23 protein-coding genes are annotated in these 25,392 nt (G+C 70.7%); 11 read left to right on the top strand and 12 right to left on the bottom strand.

Annotation, left to right across the window (positions count from 1 at the left end):
• Positions 1–5 precede the first annotated feature (5 nt).
• The 3 genes from AC1VNH_RS08810 to xylA form a co-directional block, all read right to left on the bottom strand.
• Entirely contained in the window at positions 6–701 is a 696-nt protein-coding gene (locus tag AC1VNH_RS08810) for a GTP pyrophosphokinase (RefSeq protein WP_483110921.1), read from the bottom strand.
• Positions 702–781: 80 nt separating this feature from the next.
• Positions 782–2,083, bottom strand: coding sequence for a xylulokinase (xylB, locus tag AC1VNH_RS08815; protein ID WP_483110922.1), 1,302 nt, complete (start codon positions 2,081–2,083; stop codon positions 782–784).
• A 194-nt stretch (positions 2,084–2,277) separates the two neighbouring features.
• Positions 2,278–3,468 carry a xylose isomerase gene (xylA, locus tag AC1VNH_RS08820; RefSeq protein ID WP_483110923.1) on the bottom strand — a complete coding sequence of 397 codons (1,191 nt, stop codon included), beginning with the start codon at positions 3,466–3,468 and terminating at the stop codon, positions 2,278–2,280.
• 60 nt (positions 3,469–3,528) lie between these two features.
• Here xylA and AC1VNH_RS08825 point away from each other — a divergent pair, with 60 nt between their 5' ends.
• Positions 3,529–4,686 (top strand): ROK family protein, encoded by a 1,158-nt coding sequence (locus AC1VNH_RS08825; protein ID WP_483110924.1) that lies wholly within the window; start codon positions 3,529–3,531, stop codon positions 4,684–4,686.
• Here AC1VNH_RS08825 and AC1VNH_RS08830 read toward each other — a convergent pair.
• Both AC1VNH_RS08830 and AC1VNH_RS08835 read right to left on the bottom strand, forming a co-directional pair.
• Positions 4,673–6,193: a glycoside hydrolase family 43 protein gene (locus AC1VNH_RS08830; protein ID WP_483110926.1), complete on the bottom strand. Its 1,521-nt coding sequence runs from the start codon at positions 6,191–6,193 to the stop codon at positions 4,673–4,675. The two genes, AC1VNH_RS08825 and AC1VNH_RS08830, sit on opposite strands and share 14 nt — an antisense overlap.
• A gap of 50 nt (positions 6,194–6,243) precedes the next feature.
• Complete coding sequence (locus tag AC1VNH_RS08835; RefSeq protein WP_483110927.1) at positions 6,244–7,248, bottom strand: LacI family DNA-binding transcriptional regulator; 1,005 nt, start codon at positions 7,246–7,248, stop codon at positions 6,244–6,246.
• A 191-nt stretch (positions 7,249–7,439) separates the two neighbouring features.
• Here AC1VNH_RS08835 and AC1VNH_RS08840 point away from each other — a divergent pair, with 191 nt between their 5' ends.
• The 6 genes from AC1VNH_RS08840 to AC1VNH_RS08865 all read left to right on the top strand — a co-directional run bounded on the left by AC1VNH_RS08840 (position 7,440) and on the right by AC1VNH_RS08865 (position 15,935).
• On the top strand, positions 7,440–8,726 hold the full coding sequence (locus AC1VNH_RS08840) for an extracellular solute-binding protein (protein WP_483110928.1): 1,287 nt from the start codon (positions 7,440–7,442) through the stop codon (positions 8,724–8,726).
• Between the two features lie 13 nt (positions 8,727–8,739).
• Positions 8,740–9,753 carry a carbohydrate ABC transporter permease gene (locus AC1VNH_RS08845; RefSeq protein WP_483110929.1) on the top strand — a complete coding sequence of 338 codons (1,014 nt, stop codon included), beginning with the start codon at positions 8,740–8,742 and terminating at the stop codon, positions 9,751–9,753.
• Complete coding sequence (locus tag AC1VNH_RS08850; RefSeq protein WP_243231207.1) at positions 9,750–10,643, top strand: carbohydrate ABC transporter permease; 894 nt, start codon at positions 9,750–9,752, stop codon at positions 10,641–10,643. Before AC1VNH_RS08845 ends, AC1VNH_RS08850 begins: the two co-directional genes overlap by 4 nt.
• Positions 10,643–12,943 carry a beta-xylosidase/alpha-l-arabinosidase gene (locus AC1VNH_RS08855; protein WP_483110930.1) on the top strand — a complete coding sequence of 767 codons (2,301 nt, stop codon included), beginning with the start codon at positions 10,643–10,645 and terminating at the stop codon, positions 12,941–12,943. The genes AC1VNH_RS08850 and AC1VNH_RS08855 overlap by 1 nt, the downstream gene beginning before the upstream one ends.
• Positions 12,944–13,281: 338 nt before the next feature.
• Complete coding sequence (locus AC1VNH_RS08860) at positions 13,282–14,682, top strand: aspartate aminotransferase family protein (RefSeq protein WP_483110931.1); 1,401 nt, start codon at positions 13,282–13,284, stop codon at positions 14,680–14,682.
• Positions 14,683–14,717: 35 nt separating this feature from the next.
• A complete protein-coding gene (locus AC1VNH_RS08865) occupies positions 14,718–15,935 on the top strand; it encodes an alpha/beta hydrolase family protein (RefSeq protein ID WP_483110932.1) in 1,218 nt (405 codons plus the stop codon).
• A 210-nt stretch (positions 15,936–16,145) separates the two neighbouring features.
• Here the strand turns inward: AC1VNH_RS08865 and AC1VNH_RS08870 are convergent, their stop codons facing one another.
• Entirely contained in the window at positions 16,146–16,460 is a 315-nt protein-coding gene (locus AC1VNH_RS08870; protein ID WP_137418129.1) for a DUF7882 family protein, read from the bottom strand.
• 74 nt (positions 16,461–16,534) lie between these two features.
• Between AC1VNH_RS08870 and AC1VNH_RS08875 the strand changes: the two genes are divergently transcribed.
• Positions 16,535–16,861: a DUF7882 family protein gene (locus tag AC1VNH_RS08875; protein WP_243231181.1), complete on the top strand. Its 327-nt coding sequence runs from the start codon at positions 16,535–16,537 to the stop codon at positions 16,859–16,861.
• Between the two features lies 1 nt (position 16,862).
• Here the strand turns inward: AC1VNH_RS08875 and AC1VNH_RS08880 are convergent, their stop codons facing one another.
• Positions 16,863–17,588: an NRDE family protein gene (locus AC1VNH_RS08880; RefSeq protein ID WP_483110933.1), complete on the bottom strand. Its 726-nt coding sequence runs from the start codon at positions 17,586–17,588 to the stop codon at positions 16,863–16,865.
• Between the two features lie 50 nt (positions 17,589–17,638).
• On the opposite strand from AC1VNH_RS08880, the gene coaBC reads away from it, so the two are divergent.
• Entirely contained in the window at positions 17,639–18,832 is a 1,194-nt protein-coding gene (gene coaBC, locus AC1VNH_RS08885; protein ID WP_483110934.1) for a bifunctional phosphopantothenoylcysteine decarboxylase/phosphopantothenate--cysteine ligase CoaBC, read from the top strand.
• Here the strand turns inward: coaBC and AC1VNH_RS08890 are convergent, their stop codons facing one another.
• The gene (locus AC1VNH_RS08890; RefSeq protein ID WP_483110935.1) at positions 18,833–19,813 is read right to left on the bottom strand and encodes a cation efflux transmembrane domain-containing protein; all 981 of its coding nucleotides are present in this window, start codon (positions 19,811–19,813) and stop codon (positions 18,833–18,835) included.
• Complete coding sequence (locus tag AC1VNH_RS08895; RefSeq protein WP_483110936.1) at positions 19,813–20,277, bottom strand: transporter substrate-binding domain-containing protein; 465 nt, start codon at positions 20,275–20,277, stop codon at positions 19,813–19,815. The genes AC1VNH_RS08890 and AC1VNH_RS08895 overlap by 1 nt, the downstream gene beginning before the upstream one ends.
• Before the next feature lie 168 nt (positions 20,278–20,445).
• Between AC1VNH_RS08895 and AC1VNH_RS08900 the strand changes: the two genes are divergently transcribed.
• The gene (locus tag AC1VNH_RS08900) at positions 20,446–21,429 is read left to right on the top strand and encodes an LLM class F420-dependent oxidoreductase (RefSeq protein ID WP_483110937.1); all 984 of its coding nucleotides are present in this window, start codon (positions 20,446–20,448) and stop codon (positions 21,427–21,429) included.
• Between the two features lie 131 nt (positions 21,430–21,560).
• Here AC1VNH_RS08900 and AC1VNH_RS08905 read toward each other — a convergent pair whose 3' ends face one another.
• The 3 genes from AC1VNH_RS08905 to AC1VNH_RS08915 all read right to left on the bottom strand — a co-directional run bounded on the left by AC1VNH_RS08905 (position 21,561) and on the right by AC1VNH_RS08915 (position 24,653).
• The gene (locus tag AC1VNH_RS08905; RefSeq protein WP_483110938.1) at positions 21,561–23,051 is read right to left on the bottom strand and encodes a glycerol-3-phosphate dehydrogenase/oxidase; all 1,491 of its coding nucleotides are present in this window, start codon (positions 23,049–23,051) and stop codon (positions 21,561–21,563) included.
• Positions 23,052–23,163: 112 nt separating this feature from the next.
• Positions 23,164–23,982 carry an aminoglycoside phosphotransferase family protein gene (locus AC1VNH_RS08910; RefSeq protein WP_483110939.1) on the bottom strand — a complete coding sequence of 273 codons (819 nt, stop codon included), beginning with the start codon at positions 23,980–23,982 and terminating at the stop codon, positions 23,164–23,166.
• Complete coding sequence (locus AC1VNH_RS08915; RefSeq protein ID WP_483110940.1) at positions 23,979–24,653, bottom strand: class II aldolase/adducin family protein; 675 nt, start codon at positions 24,651–24,653, stop codon at positions 23,979–23,981. Before AC1VNH_RS08915 ends, AC1VNH_RS08910 begins: the two co-directional genes overlap by 4 nt.
• A gap of 67 nt (positions 24,654–24,720) precedes the next feature.
• Here AC1VNH_RS08915 and AC1VNH_RS08920 point away from each other — a divergent pair, with 67 nt between their 5' ends.
• Positions 24,721–25,353: a TetR/AcrR family transcriptional regulator gene (locus AC1VNH_RS08920; protein ID WP_483110941.1), complete on the top strand. Its 633-nt coding sequence runs from the start codon at positions 24,721–24,723 to the stop codon at positions 25,351–25,353.
• Positions 25,354–25,392: the final 39 nt, after the last annotated feature.

A 25,392-nucleotide genomic window follows, 5' to 3' on the forward strand; every position in this document is an offset into this window, starting at 1 on the left:
CGGCCTCAGACGCGGATGACGTTCGGCGGGCTGCTCGCCTGCCCCCGCTCTCCGTGCACCTCGCGGTGCAGCCGCTCCATGCGCTCGTCGAGCGCGGCCGCGGTCTCGGCCGCCTCGCGCAGGCTCTCGGTGAGCCCCATCGGCACCTGGCGGTCGTACTTGTAGTAGATCTTGTGCTCGAGACTCGCCCAGAAATCCATGGCGATCGTGCGGAACTGCACCTCGACCGGCACGCGTACGGGGCCGGTCGAGAGGAACACGGGAACCTCGACGATCGCGTGCAGGCTCTTGTAGCCGTTCTCCTTGGGGGTCGCGATGTAGTCCTTGACGGTGCGCACGCTGATGTCGTCCTGCTGCGTGAGCAGGTCGAAGAGGCGGTACGCATCCGTCGTGAAGCTGCAGGTGACGCGCACGCCGGCGATGTCGGTGATGTGCTCGCGGATCGAGGCGAAGTCCGACGGGATGCCCTTGCGCGTGACCTTGTCGACGAGGCTGTCGGGCGACTTCAAGCGGCTGGTGACGTGCTCGATCGGGTTGTACTCGTGCATGTGCAGGAACTCGTCTCGCAGGATCGAGATCTTGGTCTCGATCTCCTGCATGCCGAAGCGGTACTCGAGCAGGAACCGCTGGAGCTCGTCACGCACCTCGCGCAGTTGCGCGGGGGACATCATGATCTGTTGCTGCTCGAGCGGCACCTTCATGTCTCCGACCGTACGGGCACCCGCTCGGTGGGTGCTGTGAGGACCGACCGGATCGGCCATGCCCCGGCCGACCCTCACGCTCAGTCCAGGATGCGGGCGGCCTGGCGCGCGGCACCGAGCGCCACGTACTCGCCCGGCTCCGGAACCTCCACCGGCAGTCCGAAGACCTCGGGCGCCACGCGGCGCACCGCCTCGGACTGCGCGGCACCACCGATCAGCAGCACCCGCTCGAGCGGCACACCCAGCGCGCGGAGGGCGTCGAGACCCGCGCCGAGCCCGGACAGCATGCCCTCCACCGCCGCGCGAGCGAGGTTCTCCCGCGTCGTCGAGGCGAGCGTCATGCCCTCCAGGGATGCGGTCGCGTCCGGCAGGTTGGGGGTGCGCTCTCCCTCGAAGTACGGGATGAGCCGCAGGCCGCCAGCGCCCGGCTGCGCCGTCAACGCGAGCGCGCTGAGCTCGGCGTGGTCGACGCCGAGCAGCCGCGCGATGGCGTCGAGCACGCGCGCGGCGTTGAGCGTCACGACGATGGGCAGGAAGTTGCCGGACGCGTCGGCGAACCCCGCGACCGTGCCGGTGGCGTCGATCGTGCGTTCGGCGCTGACCGCGAACACCGTGCCCGAGGTGCCGATCGACACGATCGCATCGCCCGGGACCGCGCCGACGCCGAGGGCGGCACCCGCGTTGTCGCCGGCGCCCGGGCCGACGCGGCGGCCGGCCGCATCCGTCACCCACTCCTCGGGGCCGAGCACGCGCGGCAGCAGGGCGTCGTGGCCGAGAGCGGCGACCAGCAGCCCACGGTCGTATCCGCCCGTCTCGGGCGACCAGTAACCGGTGCCGGAGGCATCGGAGCGGTCGGTGACGAGCTCGTCGAGCACGGGACCGAGGGCGCTCTCGTCTGCCGGCCCGTACCCCCGCAGCCGCCAGGTGAGCCAGTCGTGCGGCAGCGCGACGGCGGCCACGCGCGCCGCGTTGTCGGGCTCGTTGTCGCGCAGCCACCGCAGCTTCGTGATGGTGAAGGAGGCGACCGGAACGAGACCCGTACGCTCGGCGAGCGCTTCGGCGCCGAACTCGGCGGTCAGCTGGGCGGCAGCCCCGCCCGACCGGGTGTCGTTCCACAGCAACGCCGGGCGGATGACTCGGCCGTCGGCGTCGAGCGCCACCATCCCGTGCTGCTGCCCGCCGATGGACCACGCGGCGATGTCGTCGAGGCCGCCCGCATCCGCGATGGCCGACTGCAGCGCCTCCCACCAGGCCGCCGGGTCCACCTCGGTGCCGTCCGGATGCGGGGCGCGTCCGGTGCGCACGATGGCACCCGATTCCGCGTCGATCACGACGACCTTGCACGACTGGGTCGACGAGTCGACCCCCAACACCAGCGTCATCGCTGCTCCTTCTTGTTCAGGACGTCTGCTTCGTCAGAGGGTGCCTCCCGCATCCGCCCCGCGCACCCATGTCCCACTTTCCGCAGTTTTCGGGGTCGAATCCTGCGGAAAGTGGGACACGGAGTGCGGCAAGTGGGACACGGGGCGCCCGGACCGGATGCGGGCCGGACCGCGGCGGGCCGGATGCGGGTGCGTCAGCCGCGGGCGCCCAGCAGGTGCTCGGTCGCCAGCTGCTGCAGGCGCACGAAGCCGCCGCCCTTGCCGCCCAGGTACGCGTCGGTGTCGAAGTCCTCATAGGCCGAGCGGTCGGCGAGGAACTGCTCGTACGTCTCGCCCTCATTGAGGGTCGGCACCGACAGCTCGGGAACCTTGGCCGCGGCGAGCGCCTCCTGCACCTCGGGGTCGGCGCGGAAGGCCGCGGCGCGCTCCTTCAGGAGCAGGTAGGTGCGCATGTTGGCCGCGGCCGACTCCCACACACCCTTCTCGTCCTCGGTGCGGCTCGGCTTGTAGTCGAAGTGGCGGGGGCCGTCGTACGCGGGAACACCGCCGGGGCCGCCGTTCTCGAGCAGGTCGACGAGCGCGAACGCGTTGTGCAGGTCGCCGTGTCCGAACACGAGGTCCTGGTCGTACTTGATGCCGCGCTGACCATTGAGGTCGATGTGGAAGAGCTTGCCGTGGAACAGCGCCTGCGCGATGCCGGCGGCGAAGTTCAGGCCCGCCATCTGCTCGTGCCCGACCTCGGGGTTCAGGCCGACGAGCTCGGGACGCTCGAGCGAGTCGATGAAGGCGATCGCGTGGCCGAGCGTCGGCAGCAGGATGTCGCCGCGGGGCTCGTTCGGCTTCGGCTCGATGGCGAACTTGATGTCGTAGCCCTTGTCGGTGACGTAGTCGCCCAGCAGGTTGACGGCCTCGCGGTAGCGCTCGAGGGCGGCGCGGATGTCCTTCGCGCTGTCGTACTCGGCGCCCTCACGGCCGCCCCACATGACGAAGGTCTTGGCGCCGAGCTCCGCGCCCAGGTCGAGCTGGCGGAACACCTTGCGCAGCGCGTAGCGGCGCACGTCGCGGTCGTTGGCGGTGAAGCCGCCGTCCTTGAAGACGGGGGCCGAGAAGAGGTTGGTGGTGACCATCGGGATGATCAGCCCGGTGTCGGCGAGTGCGCCCTTGAGGCGATCGATCTGCTTCTGGCGCTCAGCATCGGTGGAGCCGAAGGCGAAGAGGTCGTCGTCGTGGAAGGTGAGGCCGTAGGCGCCGAGCTCGGCGAGCTTCTCGACGGCGTGGACCACGTCGAGAGGGGGACGGGTGGGCCCGCCGAACGGGTCGGTGCCGTTGTATCCGATGGTCCAGAGGCCGAACGAGAACTTGTCGGCGGGAGTGGGGGCGGGCATGACGCTCCTTCGCGATGCGAGGCGGATATGTTGTTATTCGCAACTTACTACACTGGAGCCATGGACGCCATCGGCATGCGGCAGCGCAACCTCTCCCGCATCCTTCAACTCGTGCACCGCGAGGGCGCCCTCTCGCGCGCCGCCCTCACCGAGGCGACGGGACTCAACCGCTCGACGGTCGCGGCCCTCGTCGCCGAGCTGGCGGCGCAGCAGCTCGTCGCAGAGAAGGCGCCCGACCCCGCCGGGCGGGCGGGGCGCCCCTCCCCGATGGTGGCCCCGCAATCCCGCACGGTCGCGATCGCGGTCAACCCGGAAGTCGACGCGGTCACCCTCGCCGCCGTCGGGCTCGACCTCTCGATCCCCGTCCGCGCTCGCGTCACGATGCCCGAGTCCCCCACGCCCACCCGAACCGCGACGCTCGTCGCCGAGCACATCGACCGTTGGCGGCGCGCGGAGCTCGCCGATCACCGCATCGTGGGCGTCGGACTCGCCGTCCCCGGCCTCGTCCGCACCGGCGACGGCCTCGTGCGCGACGCCCCTCACCTCGGGTGGCGGGATGTCCCCCTGGCCGAGCTCATCCGCGATGCCACGGGACTTCCCACCGCCATCGGCAACGACGCGAGCCTCGGCGTGCTCGCCGAGCACCTCTTCGGCGCCGCGCGCGGCACGGCCGACGTCGTCTACCTCAACGGCGGCGCGAGCGGCATCGGCGGCGGCGGCATCGTCGCGGGCCACCCGCTGGCCGGCACCGGCGGGTACGCGGGCGAGTTCGGGCAGAACCGGCCGGGGATCGAGGACGCGGCCGATCGCCGGGTACCCGGCGGCGTCCTGGAGGACGAGGTCAACCGCTCGCTCCTGCTCGCCGCCCTCGGGTTGACGGATGCCGACGACGCGCAGCTCACGGATGCGGTCGCCGCCGCATCCGGAGACGCCCGCGCCGAGATCGAGCGACAGCAGCGCATCCTCGCGACGGCGCTGGCGAACGCGGTGAACGTCCTCAACCCGAGCGTCGTCGTGCTCGGCGGGTTCCTCGCGGCGCTGTGCGCGAGCGACCTGGGCGCACTCGGCGACGCAGTGCGCGCCCAGGCGATGCCCGCGTGCGCCGAGACACTCCAGCTGCGCCTCGCCTCACTCGCGGAGGACCGCCTGCTCATCGGGGCCGGCGAACTCGCCTTCGCCGACCTCCTCGCCGACCCTTCTGAGTTCAGCCCGCGCTGAGCGTGAAACGCGTGATGCGCGCCTGACCCGATCCGACCGCCACCGGCCCCACCCAGGCGCCGATGAACCCGCGCGGCGGCTGGGGGGCCAGCACGTCGAGCTCGCAGGAGGCCAGCTCTTCCTCGCCCGCGAAGGCCCGCGCGGTGAGATCCCGGATACGGAGGGTGAGCTCGAGCTCGTCGCCGATGGCGTCGCGTCCGAGCGACAGCCGTCCGATCTCGGCTCCGGCGAGCACCGCGATCGCCTCGCCAGCGCCGGTCACCGACAGCTCCAGCTGCTGAGCATCGGAGACCCGCAGCAGGATGCCCGCGCGGAACGCGTCGTCTTGCGCAGCGATCCGTACGCGCAGCGACACGTCGCTGTTCTCGTCGGGCAGACGCCGACCGAGGAACGAGACCCCCGCCGTCTTCGACGGCTCGGCGCCGCCGGGAAGAAGCAGGCCGTCGGCGCCCCAGCTCGCAAACTCCTCCGGCAGGCGTCCGGCGCCGTTCCATTCGAGGTCGAGCAGCTCGCCGGTGAAATGCTCCTCGATGCGGGTCGGCCAGGGGCGCTGGTCCGGCACGCCCTCCGCCGTCACGACCTCCTCGACCCGCCCGACGCCCGGCGCGAACAACGGACGACCGTCGGCCCAGGCGACCGGCACGAGGGAGGTCCGGCGCCCGAGGATTCCGCGGCGCCCGTCCACCGGATGCAGCGCCAGCACCGTCGCCCAGCTGCGGCCATCGCCGTCCTCGGCGAGATCGGCGTGGCCCACGGCGACGATCGGCGCCACGGGCCCGAGATCGCGGTGCGAGAGGCGGGGGTTTCCCGCGTCCGGCCTGTAGGGCCCCTCGATGCGATCGGCGTAGGCGACGCACACCGCGTGCTCGAGGTCGGTCCCGCCCTCGGCGACCAGCAGCATCCATCCGCCGTCCGGATGCGGGAGAAGATGCGGGCCCTCGGCCCAGACCGCCCCCACGGCGGCTCCCGTCCAGATCACGACCGGTTCACTGCCGAGAGCGCCCGTGGCGACATCCAGCTCCGCCACCCACACCTCGGTGCGGCCGGGCCAGTAGCCCTCCACCGCCTCCCGCGTGCCGCAGAGCCAGACGCGATCGCCGTCGACCGTGATCGAGGGGTCGAATCCGCCCACGCCGTCGATCCACACCGGGTCGGACCAGGGACCCTCGGGAGCACTCGCCGTCACCAGGAAGTGGCCGGTTCGCCCGCCCCACTCGCCCTCCTCGGGCCCGACGACCGTGCACACCACGACGAGCCGACCGCCCACCTCGCGCACCGTCGGCGCGTACGTGCCCGAGGACGACGTGAGATTCGACAGGTCGATCTGTCCCGGGCGGTGCAGCGCGTGTCCCGCCAGCGTCCAGTTCACGAGATCGTCGGAGACGTGGACGGGGAGCCCCGGCAGGTATTCGAAGCTCGAGGTCACGAGGACGTAGCGGTCGCCGAAACGGCAGATGCTCGGGTCCGGATGGCAGCCCGGCAGGATGGGATTGCGGTAACGACCCATGGATGCTCCTTCGCGTGATGGTCGGGTGCCGCCCGGTGCGGGCGGTGGTCTCAGCGCTCCGCGCGCGGCGGGGCGGTGGTGGCGCGCGGGACGAGCCGGGTCGCGAGCCGGACGTGCGTCGCATCCAGTTCTTCGCCGTTCATGAGGGCGAGGACCATCGTCGCGGCGGCGGCGCCGAGTCGTTGCATGGGCTGGCGGACGGTCGACAGGGGCAGCGCCGCGCGGGCGGCTTCGGGGACGTCATCGAACCCGATGACCGACAGGTCCTCCGGCACCGAGAGCCCCAGCTCGTGCGCGACGTCGATGATCGAGAGCGCGGAGAGGTCGTTGGCGGCGAAGATCGCCGTGGGACGGTGCGGCGACGAGAGCATCTGCACGGCCGCCTCGCGAGCGATGTCACCGTGATACCGGCCGACGCCGACGAGGTTCGGGTCGAACGGGATGCCGGCCTCGGAGAGCGCGACCCGGTAGCCCGCGTCTCGCGCGGCGGACGAGCGCAGGTCCGGGCGGCCCGCGATGAAGCCGATGCGGCGGTGCCCGAGTTCGACGAGATGGCGAACCGCCTGCTGCGCGCCGGTGAAGCTGTCGGACTCGACGGTCGGGAGATCGGCGCGGCCGGTGTGCGGATCGACGGCGACGATCGGCACGTCCGATGCGACGTTCACGATCGTGGGGGTCACCATGATCGCCCCGTCGATGAGCGTTCCGCTGAGCCGGCTCAGGGAGCGGCGCTCCCATCCCGTCCCCTCCTGGTGCGAACCGCTGTAGGCCAGCACGTCGTGACCGGAATCGGCCAGCGCGCTTCCCACGCCCTTGAGCACCTCGGCGGAGAAGGGCTCGAAATCGGCGACGAGAACACCGATCACGCCCGTGCGCCGCGAGCGCATGCTCGAGGCGACGAGGCTGGACTCGTACCCCAGCTCATCAACCGCCGACAGCACGCGCGCCACCGTCTCCTCCGCGACGCCATACCGGCCGTTGACGGCTTTCGAGACGGTCGCGACGGACACGCCGGCGGCGGCGGCGACGTCGTGAATCGTGACCCTTCGGACCATGACGCCTCAGCGTAGACCACCGGAAAAGGTTTTCGAAAACGTTTGACACCCTTTCGGGTGGTTGCCACACTGACACCGCTCGAACCCTTCGAGCCCCCGCACGACGCCACGTCGAGGCAGCGACGCCACGGATGCTCGTGCCCACAGCAGCACCTCGGGGTGCGACTCGATGAAGAGAAAAGGTGGATCACATGAGAACCAAGAAGTTGCTGGTCGGTGCTGCTGCGCTGGCCATGAGCGCCCTCGCGCTCGCCGGCTGTAGCGGCGGCGGCGACTCCGGCGAGAACGGCGGCGATGTCACGCTGACCTTCTGGCACAACTCGACCACGGGTGACGGTAAGCAGTACTGGGTCGACACGGCCGCCGCCTTCGAGAAGGCCAACCCCGGCGTGAAGATCGAGATCCAGTCGATCCAGAACGAGGAGATGGACGGCAAGCTCCAGACCGCCCTCAACTCGGGCGATGCGCCCGACATCTTCATGGCTCGCGGCGGCGGCAAGCTCGCCGATGTGGTCAAGGCGGGACAGGCCATGGACCTCACCGACGGCCTGACGCAGGCGACGAAGGACGCGATGGGCGGCTCGCTCTCCGCCTTCGCGATCGACGGCAAGAACTACGGCGTTCCGACCGCCGTCCTGCCCTCCGGCATCTACTACGCGTCCGATCTGTTCACCCAGGCCGGCGTCACCGAGACCCCCACCACAATCGACGAGCTCGAGGCGGCCAACGAGAAGCTCCGTGCGGCGGGCATCGACCCGATCGCCGTCGGTGCGAAGGATGCGTGGCCCGCCGCGCACTGGTACTACAACTTTGCCCTCCGCGCCTGCTCGAAGGACGCCCTCGACAAGGCGGCCTCCGACCGGTCCTTCGACGACCCGTGCTGGCTGGAGGCGGGCGAGAACCTCGAGGCCTTCATCAAGACCAACCCCTTCAACGACGGCTTCCTCACCACGACCGCGCAGCAGGGCGCCGGCTCGTCGGCCGGCCTGCTGGCCAACCACCAGGCCGCGATGGAGCTCATGGGCGCCTGGGACCCGGGTGTGATCGCCTCGCTGACGCCGAACGAGGAGCCTCTCGCCGACCTCAAGTGGTTCCCCTTCCCCGAGGTCTCGGGCGGTAAGGGCGAGGCGGGCGCCATGATGGGCGGCGTCGACGGCTTCAGCTGCTGGGTCAACGCGCCCAAGCAGTGCGTCGACTTCCTGAACTTCATCGCCGAGAAGGAGAACCAGGAGGGCTACGCGAAGGCGTTCCAGACCCTTCCGGCATCCACCGAAGCGCAGAGCGTCGTGACCGACCCCGCACTGGTCGACATCCTCAAGAGCTACAACAGCGCCCCCTACGTGGTCGTGTGGCTCGACACCCTGTACGGCCAGAACGTGGGCAACGCGCTCAACGTCGCCGTCGTCGACCTGTTCGCGGGCAAGGGCACGCCGCAGGGCATCGTCGACGCCGTCAACGCCGCGGCCGCGAAGTCCTGAGAGGTCGATGACGATGGCTTCCGTTCGCGAACACGCGAGTACCGTCGCTGACGCGGCGGACAGCCTTCCGCCGGTGGGCGGTGCCGCATCCGCGGCATCGCCCACCCGGCCCCGCCGACGCGGGGGCAGGTGGCGCCTGCGCGCCGAGCTGCTCCTGCTCCTCGGCCCCGCCCTGATCGTCTTCGTCTCGTTCGTGATCTTCCCGGTCGCGATGGCGGCGTTTTACGGCTTCTTCAGCTGGTCGGGCTACGGCGCCCCCACCGACTTCGTCGGCATCCGCAACTACGTCACGATCCTGACCGACCCGGCCTTCCACGAGGCCCTGGGCCACAACGGCTTCATCGTCGTCATGTCGCTCGTGATGCAGGGACCTCTCGCTCTGGGGCTCGCACTGCTGCTGAACCGCAAGATGCGGTTCCAGTCCCTCATCCGCGTGCTCATCTTCGTGCCGTACGTCATCTCCGAGGTCGTCGTCGGCCTCGGCTGGGGACTGCTCCTGCAGTCGAACGGCGCACTGAACGGGCTGCTCGAGAAGATCGGCCTCGGCGCTCTCGCGAACGACTGGATCTCGAATCCCTCGCTCGCGATCTGGACACTCATGGTCATCATCACGTGGAAGTACGTCGGCTTCGCCGTCATCCTCTTCCTCGCAGGTCTCCAGGGCATCCCGGAGGAGCTGTCGGAGGCGGCCGCGATCGACGGCGCGTCGTACTGGCAGATCCAGCGCCACATCGTGCTGCCGCTCATGGGACCGACGATCCGCATCTGGGCCTTCCTCTCGGTGATCGGATCGCTCCAGCTGTTCGATCTCGTGTGGATCGTGTGGGGTCAGTACGTCGCCTCGACGGCGGGCACCTCCACCATGGCCACCTACATGGTCGCCAACGGGCGCAATGCCGGCAGCTACGGCTACGGCAGCGCGGTCGCGGTCGTCATGTTCCTCATCTCGCTGGCGGTCGCACTGCTCTACCAGCGCTTCGTCCTGCGCCGCGACACCGCCGGCGCCATCACGGGAGGTTCCCGATGACCGCCACCGCCGCCGTCGTCACCCCGGGCCGGCGAACGCCGACCCGCCGACACTCGAGCGGCCTTCCCGGCCAGCGGAAGTCGTCCAACCTCGCCGTCTACTTCGTCGCTCTCGTGCTCGTCGCCCTGATGCTGGCGCCCGTCGCGTACGTCATCTTCGGCGGGTTCCGCACGAACTCCGAGATCACCCTCGACCCGTCCGGGCTTCCGACCACGTGGAACTGGGAGAACTACGTCAACGTCCTGGCCAGCGGCGTCTTCTGGCGACAGGTGGGCAACTCGCTCATCGCCGCCGTGGCCACGACGCTGTTCGTGGTCGTCCTCGGGCTCATGGCCGCCTTCGCTCTGGCGCGGTACAACTTCCGCGGACGCGGTGCGTTCTACGCGCTGTTCACCGCCGGACTCATGTTCCCGATGACCGTCGCGATCACACCGCTGTACATCCTCGTGCGCGACCTCGGCCTCATGAACTCCCTGGCGGGCGTCATCGTGCCGCAGATCGCCTTCGGCCTGCCGATGACGATCATCATCCTCGTCCCCTTCCTCGCCGCGATCCCCCATGAGCTCCAGGAGGCCGCATCCATCGACGGATGCTCGCGCCTCGGCTTCTTCTGGCGCATGGTCGTCCCGCTCGCGGTGCCCGGCATCATCACCGTCGGCATCCTCGTCTTCGTCCAGAGTTGGAACTCCTACATGCTCCCGCTGTTCATCCTCAACAACGAGGCGTCCTTCACGCTGCCGCTGGGCACGCAGGCGTTCGCGTCGCAGTACTCGGTCGACACGGCCAAGGTGCTCGCGTTCACCTCCCTGTCGATGATCCCCGCCCTCGTGTTCTTCAGCCTCTTCGAGCGCCGCATCGTCGGCGGCCTGACCGGGGCGGTGAAGGGCTGATGTCGCTCGAACAGGATGCGGCCGTGTCGGCCGCGGCCCCCAGCTCCCGCGTCGTCGACCTGCTCGGGCAGATGACCCTCGAGGAGAAGCTCGCTCAGCTCGTCGGATTCTGGATCGACCAGGGCGACGAAGTCGTGGCGCCGATGGCCGGCGAGATGGCCGGCTCCACGCGGTACGCGGATGCGTCGGTGCACGGCATCGGCCACCTGACCCGCGTCTACGGCACACGTCCGGTCGACCCGGTCGAGCGCGCCCAGTGGCTGTGGTCGGAGCAGCGCCGGCTGCGGGAGCAGACGCGGCTGGGCATCCCCGCGATCGTGCACGAGGAGTGCCTCACGGGCCTGGCCGCGTGGCAGGCGGCGACGTTCCCGACCCCCCTCGCCTGGGGCGCGGCGTTCGATCCCGAGCTCGTGGCCGAAGTCGGTGAGGTGATCGGCGAATCGATGCGCGAACTCGGCATCCACCAGGGTCTGGCCCCCGTGCTCGACGTCATCCGCGACCCGCGCTGGGGACGCGTCGACGAGTGCATCGGCGAGGACCCGTACCTCGTGGGAACCGTCGGCACGGCATATGTGCGGGGCCTGCAGGATGCGGGCGTGCACGCGACGCTCAAGCACTTCGCGGCGTACTCCGCCTCGCAGGCGGGCCGCAACCATGCTCCCGTGCACGCCGGCCGGCGCGAGCTGCAGGACGTGTTCCTGCCGCCGTTCGAGATGGCCGTCCGCGACGGCGGCGCGCGCAGCGTCATGAACTCCTACGCCGACATCGACGGTGTCCCGGTGGCCGCATCCGGCGAACTGCTGACGGGGCTGCTCCGGGAGGAGTGGGGCTTCGACGGCGTCGTCGTCTCGGACTACTTCTCCGTGGCGTTCCTCGAGACGATGCACAAGATCGCGGCGGACCGCGGCGAGGCGGCGGCACTCGCGCTCGCGGCGGGCATCGATGTGGAGCTTCCCACCGGCGACGCGTACGCGGAGCCTCTCGCCCGGCGCGTCCGCGAGGGAGTGGTGCCCATCGCCGACGTCGACCGCGCGGTGCTGCGTGTGCTCACCCAGAAGGAGGAGCTCGGTCTGCTGGATGCCACCTTCGAGGAGCCGGCACCCGCATCCGTCGATCTCGACACCCCTCGCCACCGCGAGCTCGCCCGCCGCCTGGCCGACGAGTCGATCGTGCTGCTCTCCAACGACGGCGTCCTGCCGCTCGCCGAGCCCACGCGCATCGCGCTGATCGGACCGAACGCGGATGCGGCCTCGGCACTGATGGGCTGCTACTCGTTCGTCAACCACGTGCTGGCGCACCATCCCGGCGTTCCGATGGGATTCGAGATCCCGTCGCTGCGGGAGGCCCTGACGGCGCGCTACCCGCGCGCATCGTTCGACGTCGCCGAAGGGTGCGCCGTCGAGGGCGGAGACCGCTCCGGCTTCACGGCCGCGATCGATGCCGCCCGCGGCGCCGAGGTGGCGATCGTCGCGGTGGGCGACCGCGCCGGGCTCTTCGGTCGGGGAACGGTCGGCGAGGGCAACGACGTGGAGTCGCTCGAGCTGCCCGGCGTGCAGCGCGAGCTGGTCGAGCGCATCGTCGCCACCGGCACGCCCGTCGTCCTGGTCGTGCTGTCGGGCCGCCCCTACGCGATCGAGTGGGCGCTCGAGGGCGAGACCGCGCCGGCCGCGGTGCTGCAGTCATTCTTCCCCGGCGAGGAGGGCGCCACTGCCTTGGCCTCCCTTCTCGCCGGGGATTCGGTACCGTCGGGGCGGCTGCCCGTCTCCCTCCCGCGGTCGGCGGGGGCGCAGCCGTACAGCTACCTGCATCCGCTGCTGGGCGCGGCGAACGAGATCACGAGCGCGGACAGCACCCCGGTGCGGCCGTTCGGCTTCGGCCTCTCCTATACGAGGTTCGCGCACCGCGAGCTCGAGGTGGATGCGGACGCGAGCACGGCGGGCGGGTTCACGGCGCGCGTCGTGGTCGAGAACGTCGGCGACCGATCCGGCGTCGACGTGGTGCAGCTGTACACGCACGACCCGGTCGCCTCGGTGACCCGCCCGGTCGCGCAGCTCGTGGGCTACGCCCGCGTCGAGCTCGCCGCCGGCGAGCGGGCCACGGTGGAGTTCGCCGTCCCCGCCGCGCGACTCGCATTCTCCGACCGCGGCTATCGCCGGGTGGTGGAACCCGGCGCCCTCGAGGTCTGGGTCGGACCGTCCTGCGACGAGCGCGAGACGATGACCGGGACCACTCTTACGGGAGGGGTGCACGAGATCACGGCGCGCGACGAGCGACTCACGGTGGTGAGCATCACGTCGTAGGCGTCGAGCGGGACGGGCCGGCGCGCGCTGGGGGGACAGCTCGCGCGCCGGCCTCTTCGCGTCCTCCCGCCTTCCGCTCCGGTCGTCGAGCGAGCGCAGCAAGACACCGCACCCCCGCACCCGCCCGCACCCCGCATCCGCCGGCATCCGGGATCCGGCGGCATCCCGCATCCGCCACACTTTTGCGCAACCGCCACAGACAACCACTGCCGCGCCTGCGCAAAAGTGGCGCACCTGCGCACATGCGACGCAACTCGGGCGGAGGAGGAGGGGACCGTCCGACGGGTACAGTTTCGCCGGGGGCGGGAGTATCGTCGGGCGCAACGAAAGGCGCCGACATGACTGCTGAGCCCGCCCCGTCCTTCGACATCGCCGACCTGCAGAGCAAGGCGCGCGACCACCTCTGGATGCACTTCGCGCGGCAGTCCACGATGGACTCGCCCGACGGGGTCCCCATCATCGTCCGCGGCGAGGGCCATCACATCTGGGATGCGGCGGGGCGCCGCTACATCGACGGACTCGCCGGCCTGTTCGTCGTCAACGCGGGTCACGGCCGCCGCCGTCTCGCCCAGGCCGCCGCCCGGCAGGCCGAACAGCTCGCCTTCTTCCCGATCTGGTCGTATGCGCATCCGGCCGCGATCGAGCTCGCCGACCGACTGGCCGATCTCGCCCCCGGTGATCTGAATCACGTCTTCTTCTCCACGGGCGGCGGCGAGGCGGTCGAGACCGCGTTCAAGCTCGCCAAGAACTACTGGAAGCTCGTCGGCAGGCCAGGAAAGCACAAGGTGATCTCCCGCGCCATCGCCTATCACGGCACCCCGCAGGGAGCGCTCGCGATCACGGGGCTTCCGGGCATGAAGCAGATGTTCGAGCCGCTCACGCCGGGCGGCTTCCGCGTTCCGAACACGAACTTCTACCGTGCCGCCGAGATGGGCTTCACCGGCGCCTCGGAAGAGGAGTTCGGTCGGTGGGCGGCGGATCGCATCGAGGAGATGATCCTCTTCGAGGGTCCCGACACGGTCGCCGCCGTCTTCCTCGAACCGGTGCAGAACTCCGGAGGGTGCTTCCCTCCCCCACCCGGCTACTTCGCGCGGGTGCGGGAGATCTGCGATAGACACGACGTCCTGCTGGTCAGCGACGAGGTCATCTGCGCCTTCGGCCGCGTCGGAGAGTACTTCGCCGCTGACGCCTTCGGCTATCAGCCCGACATGATCACCTTCGCCAAGGCGGTCACCAGCGGCTACTCCCCCCTCGGCGGCACGATCGTCAGCGACCGCATCTACGAACCGTTCGCGACCGGGACGACGAGCTTCGCGCACGGCTACACCTTCGCGGGGCACCCCGTCTCGGCCGCGGTCGCCCTCGAGAACCTCGACATCTTCGAGGAGGAGCAGCTCAACGCGCACGTCCGCGGGAACTCTCCCCTCTTCCGTGCGGCTCTCGAACGGCTGACCGATCTGCCGATCGTGGGCGACGTCAGAGGCGCCGGGTACTTCTTCGGTATCGAGCTCGTCAAGGACAAGGCGACGAAGCAGACGTTCGACGAGGCCGAGTCCGAGCGTCTGCTGCGGGGTTTCCTCTCCAAGGCGCTCTACGACGCGGGGCTCTACTGCCGCGCGGACGACCGAGGGGATCCCGTCATCCAGCTCGCACCTCCGCTCACGATCGGGCCGGCGGAGTTCGACGAGATCGAGCAGATCCTGCGCGGTGTGCTCACCGAGGCCTGGCAGCGCCTCTGACACGCTGTCGGGCACAGAGACGATTCGGGGGAATCATGTCGCACACCAGTGTCTTCGCCGCACCGTTCGCGCGGTCGGCGGATCGTGACTTCGTGGTGCGCTGCGTGCTCGGTCTCGCGCCGTCCGGCGGCGCGGACATCGGCGAGGTCCTCGCGGCGGTCGGCGAGGTGAAGCCGAAGGACGCGGCCGCATGGCGTTCGGCGTGGCAGACGCTCGGCGAGCGCGTGGCGGGGCAGGCGGGGGAGGCGGCGGCCGGCGGGCGTTCCGACTCGGCACGCTGGGCGTCGCTGCGGGCGGCGAACTACCTGGCGGTCGCGGTGGACGCCGCATCCGCCGCCGACGACACGGACCGGGCCGCGGCACTGTTCGCCGCGCATCGCGCCGCGTGGGATGCGTTCGCCGCCGACGCCGGTGTGCGGATGAGTCGGATCGATGTGCCGCTCGACGGCGCCACGATGCCCGGCTACCTCTTCCACGCGGATGCGGCGGGTCCCCGCCCGACCATCGTGTTCGTCAACGGCAGCGACGGCTCGATCAGCTCCCTCTGGGGCACCGGCGTCGCCGCTGCCCTCGCACGGGGCTTCCACGCGTACGTCTTCGACGGGCCCGGCCAGCAGTCGATGCTCTTCCAGCACCACGTGCCGTTCCGCCCGGACTGGGAGAACGTACTGACCCCTGTCCTCGACGAACTCGTGCGCCACCGCTACGTCGACGAGCACCGTCTCATCGTCTGGGGCATCAGTCAGGCGGGTTACTGGGTGCCGCGGGCGCTCTCCGGCGAGCATCGCTTCGCGGCCGCGGTCGTCGATCCCGGCGTCGTCGACGTGTCGACGTCGTGGACGGATCACCTGCCGGCGTCGCTCGGCAAGCTCCTCGACGAGGGCAAGGATGCGCAGTTCGATCGCGACATGGCTCTCGGGATGCGGTTCTCCCACGATCTTTCGGCGACCTGGGCGTTCCGCGCCCGGCCGGTGGGTGTCAGCGGATACGCCGCGGTGATCCGCCGCATCCGGGAGTTCGCGTTGACGGATGCTCAGGCGGCGAGCATCGACACACCGTTGCTGATCACCTCCCCGGAAGGCGAGCAGTTCTGGCCGGGACAGTCGGAGAGACTCGCCGCCCTGACGACGACCGTCTCGCACCTGGTGCGCTTCACCGCAGCCGAAGGCGCGGACGGCCACTGCGAGCCGCTGGCGAGGACGCTCGTGCACGAGCGCGTACTGGACTGGGTCAGCGCGACGACCCCGGGCTGAGGGGGCCGTCCGTTCGCGGCAGCGAGCTCGCCGTCCACCACGTCGATCCCGGGCATGCTGTCGAACAACGCGCCCGCCTCGGGCGAATCGGGTTGGGCGTTCTCGTCGCGGGGGCGCATCGGCCTCACCTCCTGCGGAAGACAAGCCTGCCTCATCCGCGGGACGAGCCCGGGCGCTCTTGACAGCGCGAACCGGGCGCCGTAGAGCTTCTCAGCCGTGGTCGACGGGCTCGTCGGCCGGCTCCGGCACGATCGAGAGCCCGTGCGGACCGGATGCGGCGAGCATGAGGTCCTCGACCCAGGCACGGTTGATCTTCGGCTGACGCGAGCCGTAGAAGTGGAACTGCATCGGCACCGACGGATGCACCCAGAAGCTGCGGCGGCCGCTGCCGTCGCCCACCTCGACGTCGAACATGAACGGCTCGCCGCGGCGCAGCTTGTTCATCACGACGATGCGCAGATGCGCAAGAGTCCTGTCCTCGATCTCGACGGCGTTCGAGGCGGTGTCGTAAATGAATCGGCCCACGGTACGAGCATAACCAGGCGGGCACCGGATGCTGTGACCTCCCGTTCCGGGTGGGTCGGGATTAGGGTGTGCGCATGGGAACCATCTACTACGGCGGCGGCAGCACGCCGATCCACATCGAGGATCGTGCTCTCGCGCATCTCAAGGTCGTCATCGCGACCAAGCTCCGCCGCGGTGAGAGTTTCACTCTGTCGTGGCGGCACCCCGACGATCAGCCGCGCGGGCGCAGCACGCTCTGGCTGCATCCCTCGATCCCGCTGCGCTTCGTCTTCGACGACCCGGAGCCGGCCATGCTCAGCCGCGAATGGGTCGAGGAGCTGGCGAACTCGGCCAACTCCTCCGGTGGCATCATGCTCGTCGCCGAGCACTTCGACTCCCACCCCGCCCCGACGGCCTCCTGACTCAGGCGGTCGGGGTGAGCGGGCCCCAGTGCCCCGGGGCGGGAAGGTCCGCGTAGCGCACGTCCACGCCGCCGGCTCCCCCGACACTCGCCACGCACACGAGCAACGACAGCGTCGGGATGCCGAGATGGCGGTGATCCCGGATGAGGGCGCGGTCGTCCGTCGCCTCGAGTTCCGCGCTGCGCTCGATGACCTCGAGCCAGGTGCGCCACCAGCCGTCGCCGGATTCCTCGTCGGCCACCGCGGCGAACTGCGGCAGCCAGTGGGTGATGCGCGCCGTGCGCGGATCGTCGAGGTCGTCGTGGGCGATCATGTGCGTGCCGGGGCTCAGGACGCTCTCGCGCAGCGCCTCACCGTCCCACGATATCACCCGGGCGCCGGCCGGCGAGACGTCGAGCAGGTTGAAGCCGCGCGTCGGCGGCGCTCCCTCGGGAGCCCGGCCCGCCACCGCCTCCAGCGGCAGCACACCGCGCGAGGTGACCGCGTCGTCCGCGAGGGGTGAGCTGTCGGCGCGGTTCAACAGCACCGCCAGCCGGGAGGCGGCAGGGTCCGCCGCGAGCCACGCGCCCCCGGCGCGGACGTCGTGCACCCCGATGACCCCGGGGTAGGCGTCCGGCCACCAGGGGCCCAGACGATTCCAGGGACGGTTCGGGTCCTCGTCGCGGATGGCCACGATCCGTGTGGGCTCGCTGGCATCCTCGGGCACGCGGACGATCACGGTGCACATCGGCGGGACGGTCTCCTTCGGGCGACGGGACCGGATGCGACAATCGAGACATGTTCGTCGTCGTCGCAGTCACGGGCGGCATCGCCGCATACAAGACGGTACATCTGGTGCGCGACCTCGTTCGCGCCGGCCACGAGGTCCACGTCGTCCCCACGGCCGATGCCCTCCGGTTCGTGGGCCTGCCGACGTGGGAGGCGCTCAGCCGCAACCCGGTCACCACCTCGGTGCATGACGACGTCGCGCGCGTGCGCCACGTCTCCCTCGGGCAACAGGCGGATCTCATCATCGTCGCGCCCGCCACCGCGAACACGATCGCCAAGATGGCGGCAGGCATCGCCGACGACCTGCTCGGCACGACACTGCTCGCCACGACCGCACCCGTCGTCATCGCCCCGGCGATGCACACCGAGATGTGGCGCCACCCCGCCACGACCGCGAACATGGCCACCCTGCGCAGCCGCGGCGTGATCGTCGTCGGCCCCGACGACGGACTGCTCACCGGCGGCGACAGCGGGCCCGGCCGGATGAGTGAGCCGGCGGACATCTTGCGCACGGCCCTCGGCGCCGTCTCCACTCCCGACCTCGCGGGCCTGCGGGTGCTCGTGAGCGCGGGCGGCACGCGGGAGCCGCTCGACCCGGTGCGCTTCATCGGCAACCGTTCCAGCGGGAGGCAAGGCATCGCCCTCGCGCTCGCCGCTGCCGATCGCGGGGCCGAGGTCGATCTCGTCGCCGCGCACGTGGAAGCCGCCGTCCTCGCGGCCGCCTCCCACCCCCGTATCCACATCTCGCACGTGGGCACGACCGCCGAGCTGCAGGATGCGGTGGTGGCCGCCGCATCCGTCGCAGACGTCGTCGTGATGGCCGCCGCGGTGTCGGACTACCGCGTCAGCGAGGTCGCCGACACGAAGCTCACGAAGGAGGGCGGCGACGGCACGCTGACCCTGCGGCTCGTCGAGAACCCCGACGTGCTGGCGGGACTCGCCCGCACGCGCCGACCCGGCCAGACGATCGTCGGATTCGCCGCCGAGACCGCATCCGGCGACGAACTGCGCGAGCGCGGGCGCCGCAAGCGCGAGCGCAAGGGCGCCGACCTGCTGGTGGTCAACCGCGTCGGCTGGAGCGAGGGGTTCGAGTCCGAGGAGAACGCCGCGCTGCTGCTGACGGAGCATACCGAGACCGAGGCCTCCGGCTCGAAGCGCGAGGTGGCCGACGCGGTCTGGGATGCGGTGCTCGGCCTGCGCTGATCAGGCCACGACCGTCGCCGGCGTCGCCTCCTCTGGAAAGGCCGGCACCACCACGATCGACACGTCCTGCATCTTCCAGTCGATCTCCGCCACGGCGCGGCGCGCCTCGTCGAGCTCGCGCACGCGCACCTTCCGGCGTCGGGGCACGACATACGCCTCGACGTGGAAGACCTGGCCCATGTCGCGCATGCGCACCGCGGCCGCATCCACCCACGGCAGCTCCTCGAGACGCTGGACGATGCGGCCGATGAGCGGATGGATGCCGCTGTCGTCCTCTGTTCGTGCGCGCTGATCGATCAGATCGAGGATGGCCGTGCGTGCGTTCTTGATGCCGTCCCAGACGATGCCGACCGAGATGAAAAGTGCGGCGACGCCGTCGAGCCACCAGAGGCCGATTCCCACGCCGAGGACTCCGACGATCGAGGCGACCGTCGTGGTCCAGTCGGCCTTGGCCATGTCGGCATCCGCGTAGAGCACCTTGTTGTGCAGGACCGGCGCGAGCTTCGCCTTCGCATGGCCGTAGAAGAACGGCCCCACCACCACGAGCGCCATGACGGCGACCATGAACCATCCGAGCCACACGGTCGTACCGAACACGCGCACCGTCCCGATCGCCGGATGCTCGGCGTTCACGAGTCCGATGACCGACTCGATGGCGAGACTGCCGCCGATCGCCAGCAGAGCGACACCGGCCACGAGGTGCCCGACGCCCATCACACGGTGCAGCCCGAACGGGAATGCGCGCGTGGGCCGGCGACGGATGAACAGGAGCGCGATCAAGAACGAGACCTGCGGGATGAGGGAGAGCATGTCCTCGATCCACGCCGTCTTCATCGCCTGTGATCCGCCCACGACCAGGGCGATCAGCACGATCGTGACCGTCGTGTATCCGATCGTGAACCACTCCCAGCGCACAGCCGAGCGCAGCGCATCCCGCTGCTCGTCGGGAAGATCGGTGCGCCCGACCGAGTCGATCCGCATCAGCCGACCTCCTCGTCGAGGTAACGCTCGATCGCCGCCTGGAGCCCGTTCTCGCCCATCGGAAGGAGGATGACCACATCCGCCCCGTTCGACCCGGGGAGCTCCGGATACGCGCGGGTGACCGAGACCCGCTCGGCCCACGGCGTCTGAGCGGTCATGCCTCCCACGGCGACGTCGAGACGCCCCGAAGCCAGATCGTCGACGAGATCCTCTTCACTGTCGACCGTCCATTCGACGCGGGCATCCCGCGTCGCGGCGAAGTCCTCGATCACCTCCGGGAGGACGCCCGACACCTCGTCGCCGTCCACGATCACGAGGTTCCCGCTCGGCGATGCGCCGGCGCGGAGCACGCCACCCGTGATGCGATCGAGCGATCCGTCCGGATCGGCGGGGATGCCGCATCCGGTGAGCGCCAGTGCGAGCGTCGCCGCCACGGCAAGCGCCGATGCGATCCGCGGTCTCATGTCGCCTCCGTCCGCTTGCACATCGCGGACGCTACCCGCACCTCCCGCCCGCCGCAGCGGCTTGACAGCGAGCGTCGCCTGCCGCATCCGCGGGCTCGGCGCAAGGCCCGGGGTGCCCGGCTGTGCGGGGCATAGCGTCGCTGGCACCCCTCACGGAAGGACGACGCGATGACACGTTTCGGCTACACCCTCATGACCGAGCAGAGCGGGCCGCGCGAGCTCGTGCGCTATGCCGCCGGCGCAGAAGAAGCGGGATTCGACTTCCTCGTCTCCAGCGACCACTTCTCCCCGTGGTTGACGAGCCAGGGACACGCTCCGCACGCGTGGACCGTGCTGGGAGCCGTCGCGCAGGCGACGAGCCGCGTCGAGCTGATGACCTACGTCACCTGCCCCACGATGCGCTACCACCCCACGATCGTCGCCCAGAAGGCGGCCACGCTGCAGTTACTCTCCGAGGGGCGCTTCACGCTGGGTCTCGGCTCCGGTGAGAACCTCAACGAGCACGTCGTCGGCGAAGGCTGGCCGGCCGTGCAGATGCGCCAGGACATGCTCGTCGAGGCGATCGAGATCATCCGGGCGCTGCACACGGGCGAGCTCGTCACCTACGACGGCCAGTACTTCCGGGTCGACTCGGCCCGCATCTGGGACAACCCGGAGGGCGGCGTGCCCATCGGCGTCGCGGTGTCGGGCGACAGCTCGATCGAGAGGTTCGTCGACCTCGCCGATCACCTCATCGCCGTCGAGCCGGATGCGGATCTCGTGCAGACGTGGGACGGCAAACACCCGACGGGGGGCTCGGAATCGGGCGAGTCGCGCAAGATCGGGCAGATCCCGATCAGCTGGGATCCGGACCGCGAGGCGGCGATCGCCCGGGCGCACGACGAGTTCCGCTGGTTCGGCGGCGGCTGGGGCGTCAACGCCGACCTGCCGACTCCCGCCGGGTTCGCGGCCGCATCCCAGTTCGTTCGTCCGGAGGACGTCGCGGACTCGATCGCGTGCGGACCGGACCTCGACGAACTGGCCGAGAGCGTGCGACCGTTCCTGGATGCGGGCTTCACCGATGTCGCCGTCGTCCAGATCGGTGACGCGCAGCAGGAGCGTTTCGTCGCAGAGGTCGCCGCTCCCCTGCTGGAGAAGCTCCGCGCCCTCTGATCCGGGCCGGTGCGGGGCCGGCCGTGCGGCGACATGTGCACGATCGATCGCCGGGCGGGCGTCCCCTCCTTCCCACCGAACCCCTTCTGCACCACGGGTCGTGCAGATGTCGCGGAACTCGGCCCGGGCGGTCAGTCCACGGGCAGGCGGACGGCGGTGCGCGCCGTGGCGAGTTCCGCGGCGGTGCGCTCCGGGCTCCAGCCGCGGGCCTCGGCCATGATGTCGGCGGCGAGACCGAGGATGCGCTCCCCGGGGTCCTGGAGGCGTCCGATACCGGTGCGCCGCAGCAGCACGTCGGTGAGGTGCTCGGGTGCCTCGTCGCGTACGGCCCACGCGACCGCTGCGAGCGGTTCGCCGTCAGAGGTGGCCCGCTCGGCGAGACGCGGGTCGGATGCGGCGAGCGCCAGCACGGATCGCGCCCTGCTGCCGTAATGGGCGAAGAGCACGTCGGCTGTGTCCGCCGCGAAACCGAGCCCCGCGGCATCCCGGCGCAGGACGGCCTGCGCGGCGGTAACGTCGTCGACATCGCCACCGGGAAGGGGCGTCGTCGCGGTGGTCGACGGCGCGGGGTGCAGGCCGTGCGCGGGAAGCCCGTCGACGATCTGCTGGGCGAACGCGCGGGAGGTCGTGTACTTCCCGCCGAGCGCCGAGAGAAGACCCGCGGCACCGTGCCGCGCATGATCGACGAGATCGGATGCGCGGGATGCCCGGTACGTGTCGGTGCCCGCCGACTCGGCAAGCGGACGCAGACCGCCGTACGCGGCCGTGACATCGTCGAGCGTCAGCGGCTCCGGCAGCTTCGCGCCGGCGTTGATCTCGGCGATGAAGCGCTCGATCGCGCCCAGCGTGAGTCGCCACTGATCGACAGGGCCCGTGTACGGCGTCTCCGTGGGCCCGATGAGGCTCCGATCCCGCCACGGCGCGACGCTGAAGTGCCCGCCGGAGGAGACCGTGAGCACCATCGTCTCGCCGAGTCGTCGGGTGACGAGATAGATGCCCTCCGAACGCACGGCCGGCGCCGGGCCGATGGCTTCGCGCAGCAGCGGGGTCTGGGCGAGGAAGTCGTGCGAGAACGAGCCGGTCGCATCGATCGTCACCGTGGCGGCGATCTCCGACGTCTCGTCCGCGACGAGATCGTGCACCTCGGCCCCGACCACGCGCCCGGAGCGCACCAGCAGCCGGGTCGCACGGGTGTAGGTCGAGATGGTCGCGCGGTGGGATGCGGCCGCCTCCGCGAACGCGAGCGTCAGGCGTTCCGGCGAGAGCATCATCGCGTCGTAGTAGAGGATGCCGTGCCGCATCCATCCGAGTCCGCGGTCGACGAGTTCGGATGCCGACAACGACCGGTGCCGGGGGATGTGCGCGGCCGCATCCGGGAGCCGGTTGCGATCGAACGACAGCACGTCGTACGCGGTCAGACCGAGGTGCTCGATGAGTCCCGGCTCGGGCAGCACCATGCCGATCGGGCGGACGAGGTGCGGCGCGATGGCGAGCAGGGTGCGCCGCTCGGCGAGGGACTCGCGCACGAGCCGCACCTCGAGGTTCTTGAGGTAGCGCAGGCCGCCGTGGATGAGCTTGCCGGTGGCCGCGCTCGTTGCGCCGCCGAGATCGTCCGCCTCCACGAGCGCGACAGAGAGCCCCGGCTCGCCACCTCGTAGGCCGCGGCGACGCCGGTGATGCCGCCGCCGACGATCAGCACGTCGACCGCTCCGGTCGGGAGGGCGCGCCGCAGACTCATGCCGCCGCCAGGTCGGCGCGGATGCCGGCGATCATGCGCTCACGCTCGGAGGGGATGTCGAGCAGCCCCAGACGCAGCACGCGCGCGGCGATCTCCCATCGATCGAGGTCGGCGACGCTGACGGTGTCGGCCCGCAGGTACGACCGCAGATAGAAGCGGAGGAGGATGCGGCGCACCGCCCCGTAGACGACGCGCATCGGCGCCGAGGTACCGGGGAACAGCTCCGCCTCGCGAAACAGCAGACGCGTGAGGGCGACGTCGGCGGCGGGTTGACCGGCGACCGCGGTCTGCCAGTCGATGACGACGTTGCGCTCGGCGAGCACGAACACGTTCTGCGGGTGGAAGTCGAGGTGCAGCACCGCATCTCCCGCCGGGAGGGCGCGGATGCGGCGGGCGACGGCATCCCGTTCGGTCTGTGTGAGGGCCGAGAGCGCGGGGGTGTCGAGCTGAGCGACGGCGAGCTCGCGCACATCGGGCAGCCGGTCGGTGCGGGCGCGGTGGACGAACAGGTGCTCGGCCGCGAGCGTGCTGCCGACCTGAGGCAGGCGCAGGATGTTGCGCTCTGCCACGGCCGTGAGCGGGATGCCGTCGATGCGGTCGAACACGATGCCGTGGCGTCCGTCGATCTCGACGCCGCCGTGACAGCGCACCGGGGTGATGCCGAGCTCGTAGGCGAGGCGCGAGGCGGCGATCTCCTGCGCGACCTCGCCGGCGTCGATGCCGCCGAATGCGAGCTTGACGACGCGGTCGTCGCCGTCGGCGAACACCTCGGCGGACCGACCGCGGGCGATCGGCCGGGAGCCCACGGCGCTCATCGCTCGGCTCGCTGCGGCTGTCCGTATCCACGGCGCGTCGCGGCCTCGACGACCGCCTGCTGCGCGGCGGCGTCCAGCGCGCGGGGCTCGCCGATGGCGCGCGCGTGCCAGTACAGGCCGCAGATCCACTCCGTGAGCAGCGCGTTCTCGACGGCGTGGACGAGGTCGCGCCCGAGGGCGACGGCGCCGTGGTTGGCCATGAGCGCGGCGAGCCGCCCGTCGAGCGCCGCCCCGACGGCGTCCGCGAGTTCGACGCTGCCGAAGGGGTGGAAGGGCGCGACGCGCAGCGCTCCGCCGAGAAGCAGCTGCTGGTAGTGCACGACCGGCACCTCGTCGAGCACGAGCGACAGGCTCGTCGCCATCGGTGCATGGGTGTGCACCACCGCGCCGACCTGGTCAGCTGGCGCATGCCGAAGCACGCCCAGATGCAGAGCCGTCTCGGATGTGGGCGCCCAGTCGCCCTGGACGACCTCACCGTCGAGCGTGACGATCGTCACCTGTTCCGGGGTGAGCTCGCCGAGCACGGCACCGGTCGCCGTCACGGCGGCGAACTCGCCGACACGCATGCTGACGTTGCCGGCCGTGCCGACGAGAAGGCCTGCTTCGGCCAGAGATCGGGAGGCGTCTGCCACCGCGACGCGCGCGGCGGAGATATCTGACGTCGTTGTCATGGCGCTAGCATGACCACGAGGACAAACCAAAGTCAAGTTTGGTTTCTGAGGGAAGGATGCGGCGACCGTGGCACCTCTCGCCCCGACAGAGCCCGACTGGGACCGCATCCCGCTGCAGCGCGCTCCGCGTCAGCAACGCTCGCGCGAGAAGGTGGCGCGTGCGCTGGCGGCCGCATCCGAGCTCGTGGCTCGAGAGGGCGTCGCCGCTCTGACGCTCCCGCGCGTCGCCGAGACCGCGGGCGTCAGCGTGGGCGCGCTGTACCAGTACCTTCCCGATCGCGACGCGATCGTGCGCGCACTCGTGGCGGAATACCACGCACGACTCGAGGCCCTGTTGGAGAACGCGGTCGTCCTGACGCGTGAGAGCACGCCGCCCGCCGATCCCGTCGGCCACGTGATCGACGCCGTCGCCGAGGTCTACCGCGACCGCGACGTCGTGCGCACCCTCGGCACCGCGTCGGCCGGCGGACTCATCGACGCCGACCGCGCGGCCCACAAGCAGCGGATGGCCGAGGCCGCCGCGCGCCTGCTGAACGCCAGCGGACTCACCCGCGACGAGACGGATGCCACGGCCCGCGCCCGCGTCGCGTTCCTCGCCGCCGACGCCGTGCTGCACGACGCCTTCGCCGCCCCGCCTGCCGCGCAGGAGCAGACCCTGCAGGAGTTGCGCCTGCTCCTGCGCCGCTACCTCCAGCCCTGACCCGCGGGCTCACCCCCATCCATTTCCCGCGAGACTGCA

The organism is Microbacterium sp. KU4F, from assembly GCF_056868075.1.

Excerpts from the sequence above, each read along its gene's own strand:
- AC1VNH_RS08895 (WP_483110936.1), bottom strand. The coding sequence starts at position 20,277 with ATGAGACCGCGGATCGCATCGGCGCTTGCCGTGGCGGCGACGCTCGCA.
- coaBC (WP_483110934.1), top strand. The coding sequence starts at position 17,639 with ATGTTCGTCGTCGTCGCAGTCACGGGCGGCATCGCCGCATACAAGACG.
- AC1VNH_RS08850 (WP_243231207.1), top strand. The coding sequence starts at position 9,750 with ATGACCGCCACCGCCGCCGTCGTCACCCCGGGCCGGCGAACGCCGACC.
- AC1VNH_RS08845 (WP_483110929.1), top strand. The coding sequence starts at position 8,740 with ATGGCTTCCGTTCGCGAACACGCGAGTACCGTCGCTGACGCGGCGGAC.
- AC1VNH_RS08855 (WP_483110930.1), top strand. The coding sequence starts at position 10,643 with ATGTCGCTCGAACAGGATGCGGCCGTGTCGGCCGCGGCCCCCAGCTCC.
- AC1VNH_RS08865 (WP_483110932.1), top strand. The coding sequence starts at position 14,718 with ATGTCGCACACCAGTGTCTTCGCCGCACCGTTCGCGCGGTCGGCGGAT.
- AC1VNH_RS08915 (WP_483110940.1), bottom strand. The coding sequence starts at position 24,653 with ATGACAACGACGTCAGATATCTCCGCCGCGCGCGTCGCGGTGGCAGAC.
- xylA (WP_483110923.1), bottom strand. The coding sequence starts at position 3,468 with ATGCCCGCCCCCACTCCCGCCGACAAGTTCTCGTTCGGCCTCTGGACC.
- AC1VNH_RS08840 (WP_483110928.1), top strand. The coding sequence starts at position 7,440 with ATGAGAACCAAGAAGTTGCTGGTCGGTGCTGCTGCGCTGGCCATGAGC.
- AC1VNH_RS08900 (WP_483110937.1), top strand. The coding sequence starts at position 20,446 with ATGACACGTTTCGGCTACACCCTCATGACCGAGCAGAGCGGGCCGCGC.
- AC1VNH_RS08880 (WP_483110933.1), bottom strand. The coding sequence starts at position 17,588 with ATGTGCACCGTGATCGTCCGCGTGCCCGAGGATGCCAGCGAGCCCACA.
- AC1VNH_RS08910 (WP_483110939.1), bottom strand. The coding sequence starts at position 23,982 with ATGAGCGCCGTGGGCTCCCGGCCGATCGCCCGCGGTCGGTCCGCCGAG.
- AC1VNH_RS08860 (WP_483110931.1), top strand. The coding sequence starts at position 13,282 with ATGACTGCTGAGCCCGCCCCGTCCTTCGACATCGCCGACCTGCAGAGC.
- xylB (WP_483110922.1), bottom strand. The coding sequence starts at position 2,083 with ATGACGCTGGTGTTGGGGGTCGACTCGTCGACCCAGTCGTGCAAGGTC.
- AC1VNH_RS08810 (WP_483110921.1), bottom strand. The coding sequence starts at position 701 with ATGAAGGTGCCGCTCGAGCAGCAACAGATCATGATGTCCCCCGCGCAA.
- AC1VNH_RS08825 (WP_483110924.1), top strand. The coding sequence starts at position 3,529 with ATGGACGCCATCGGCATGCGGCAGCGCAACCTCTCCCGCATCCTTCAA.
- AC1VNH_RS08830 (WP_483110926.1), bottom strand. The coding sequence starts at position 6,193 with ATGGGTCGTTACCGCAATCCCATCCTGCCGGGCTGCCATCCGGACCCG.
- AC1VNH_RS08875 (WP_243231181.1), top strand. The coding sequence starts at position 16,535 with ATGGGAACCATCTACTACGGCGGCGGCAGCACGCCGATCCACATCGAG.
- AC1VNH_RS08890 (WP_483110935.1), bottom strand. The coding sequence starts at position 19,813 with ATGCGGATCGACTCGGTCGGGCGCACCGATCTTCCCGACGAGCAGCGG.
- AC1VNH_RS08835 (WP_483110927.1), bottom strand. The coding sequence starts at position 7,248 with ATGGTCCGAAGGGTCACGATTCACGACGTCGCCGCCGCCGCCGGCGTG.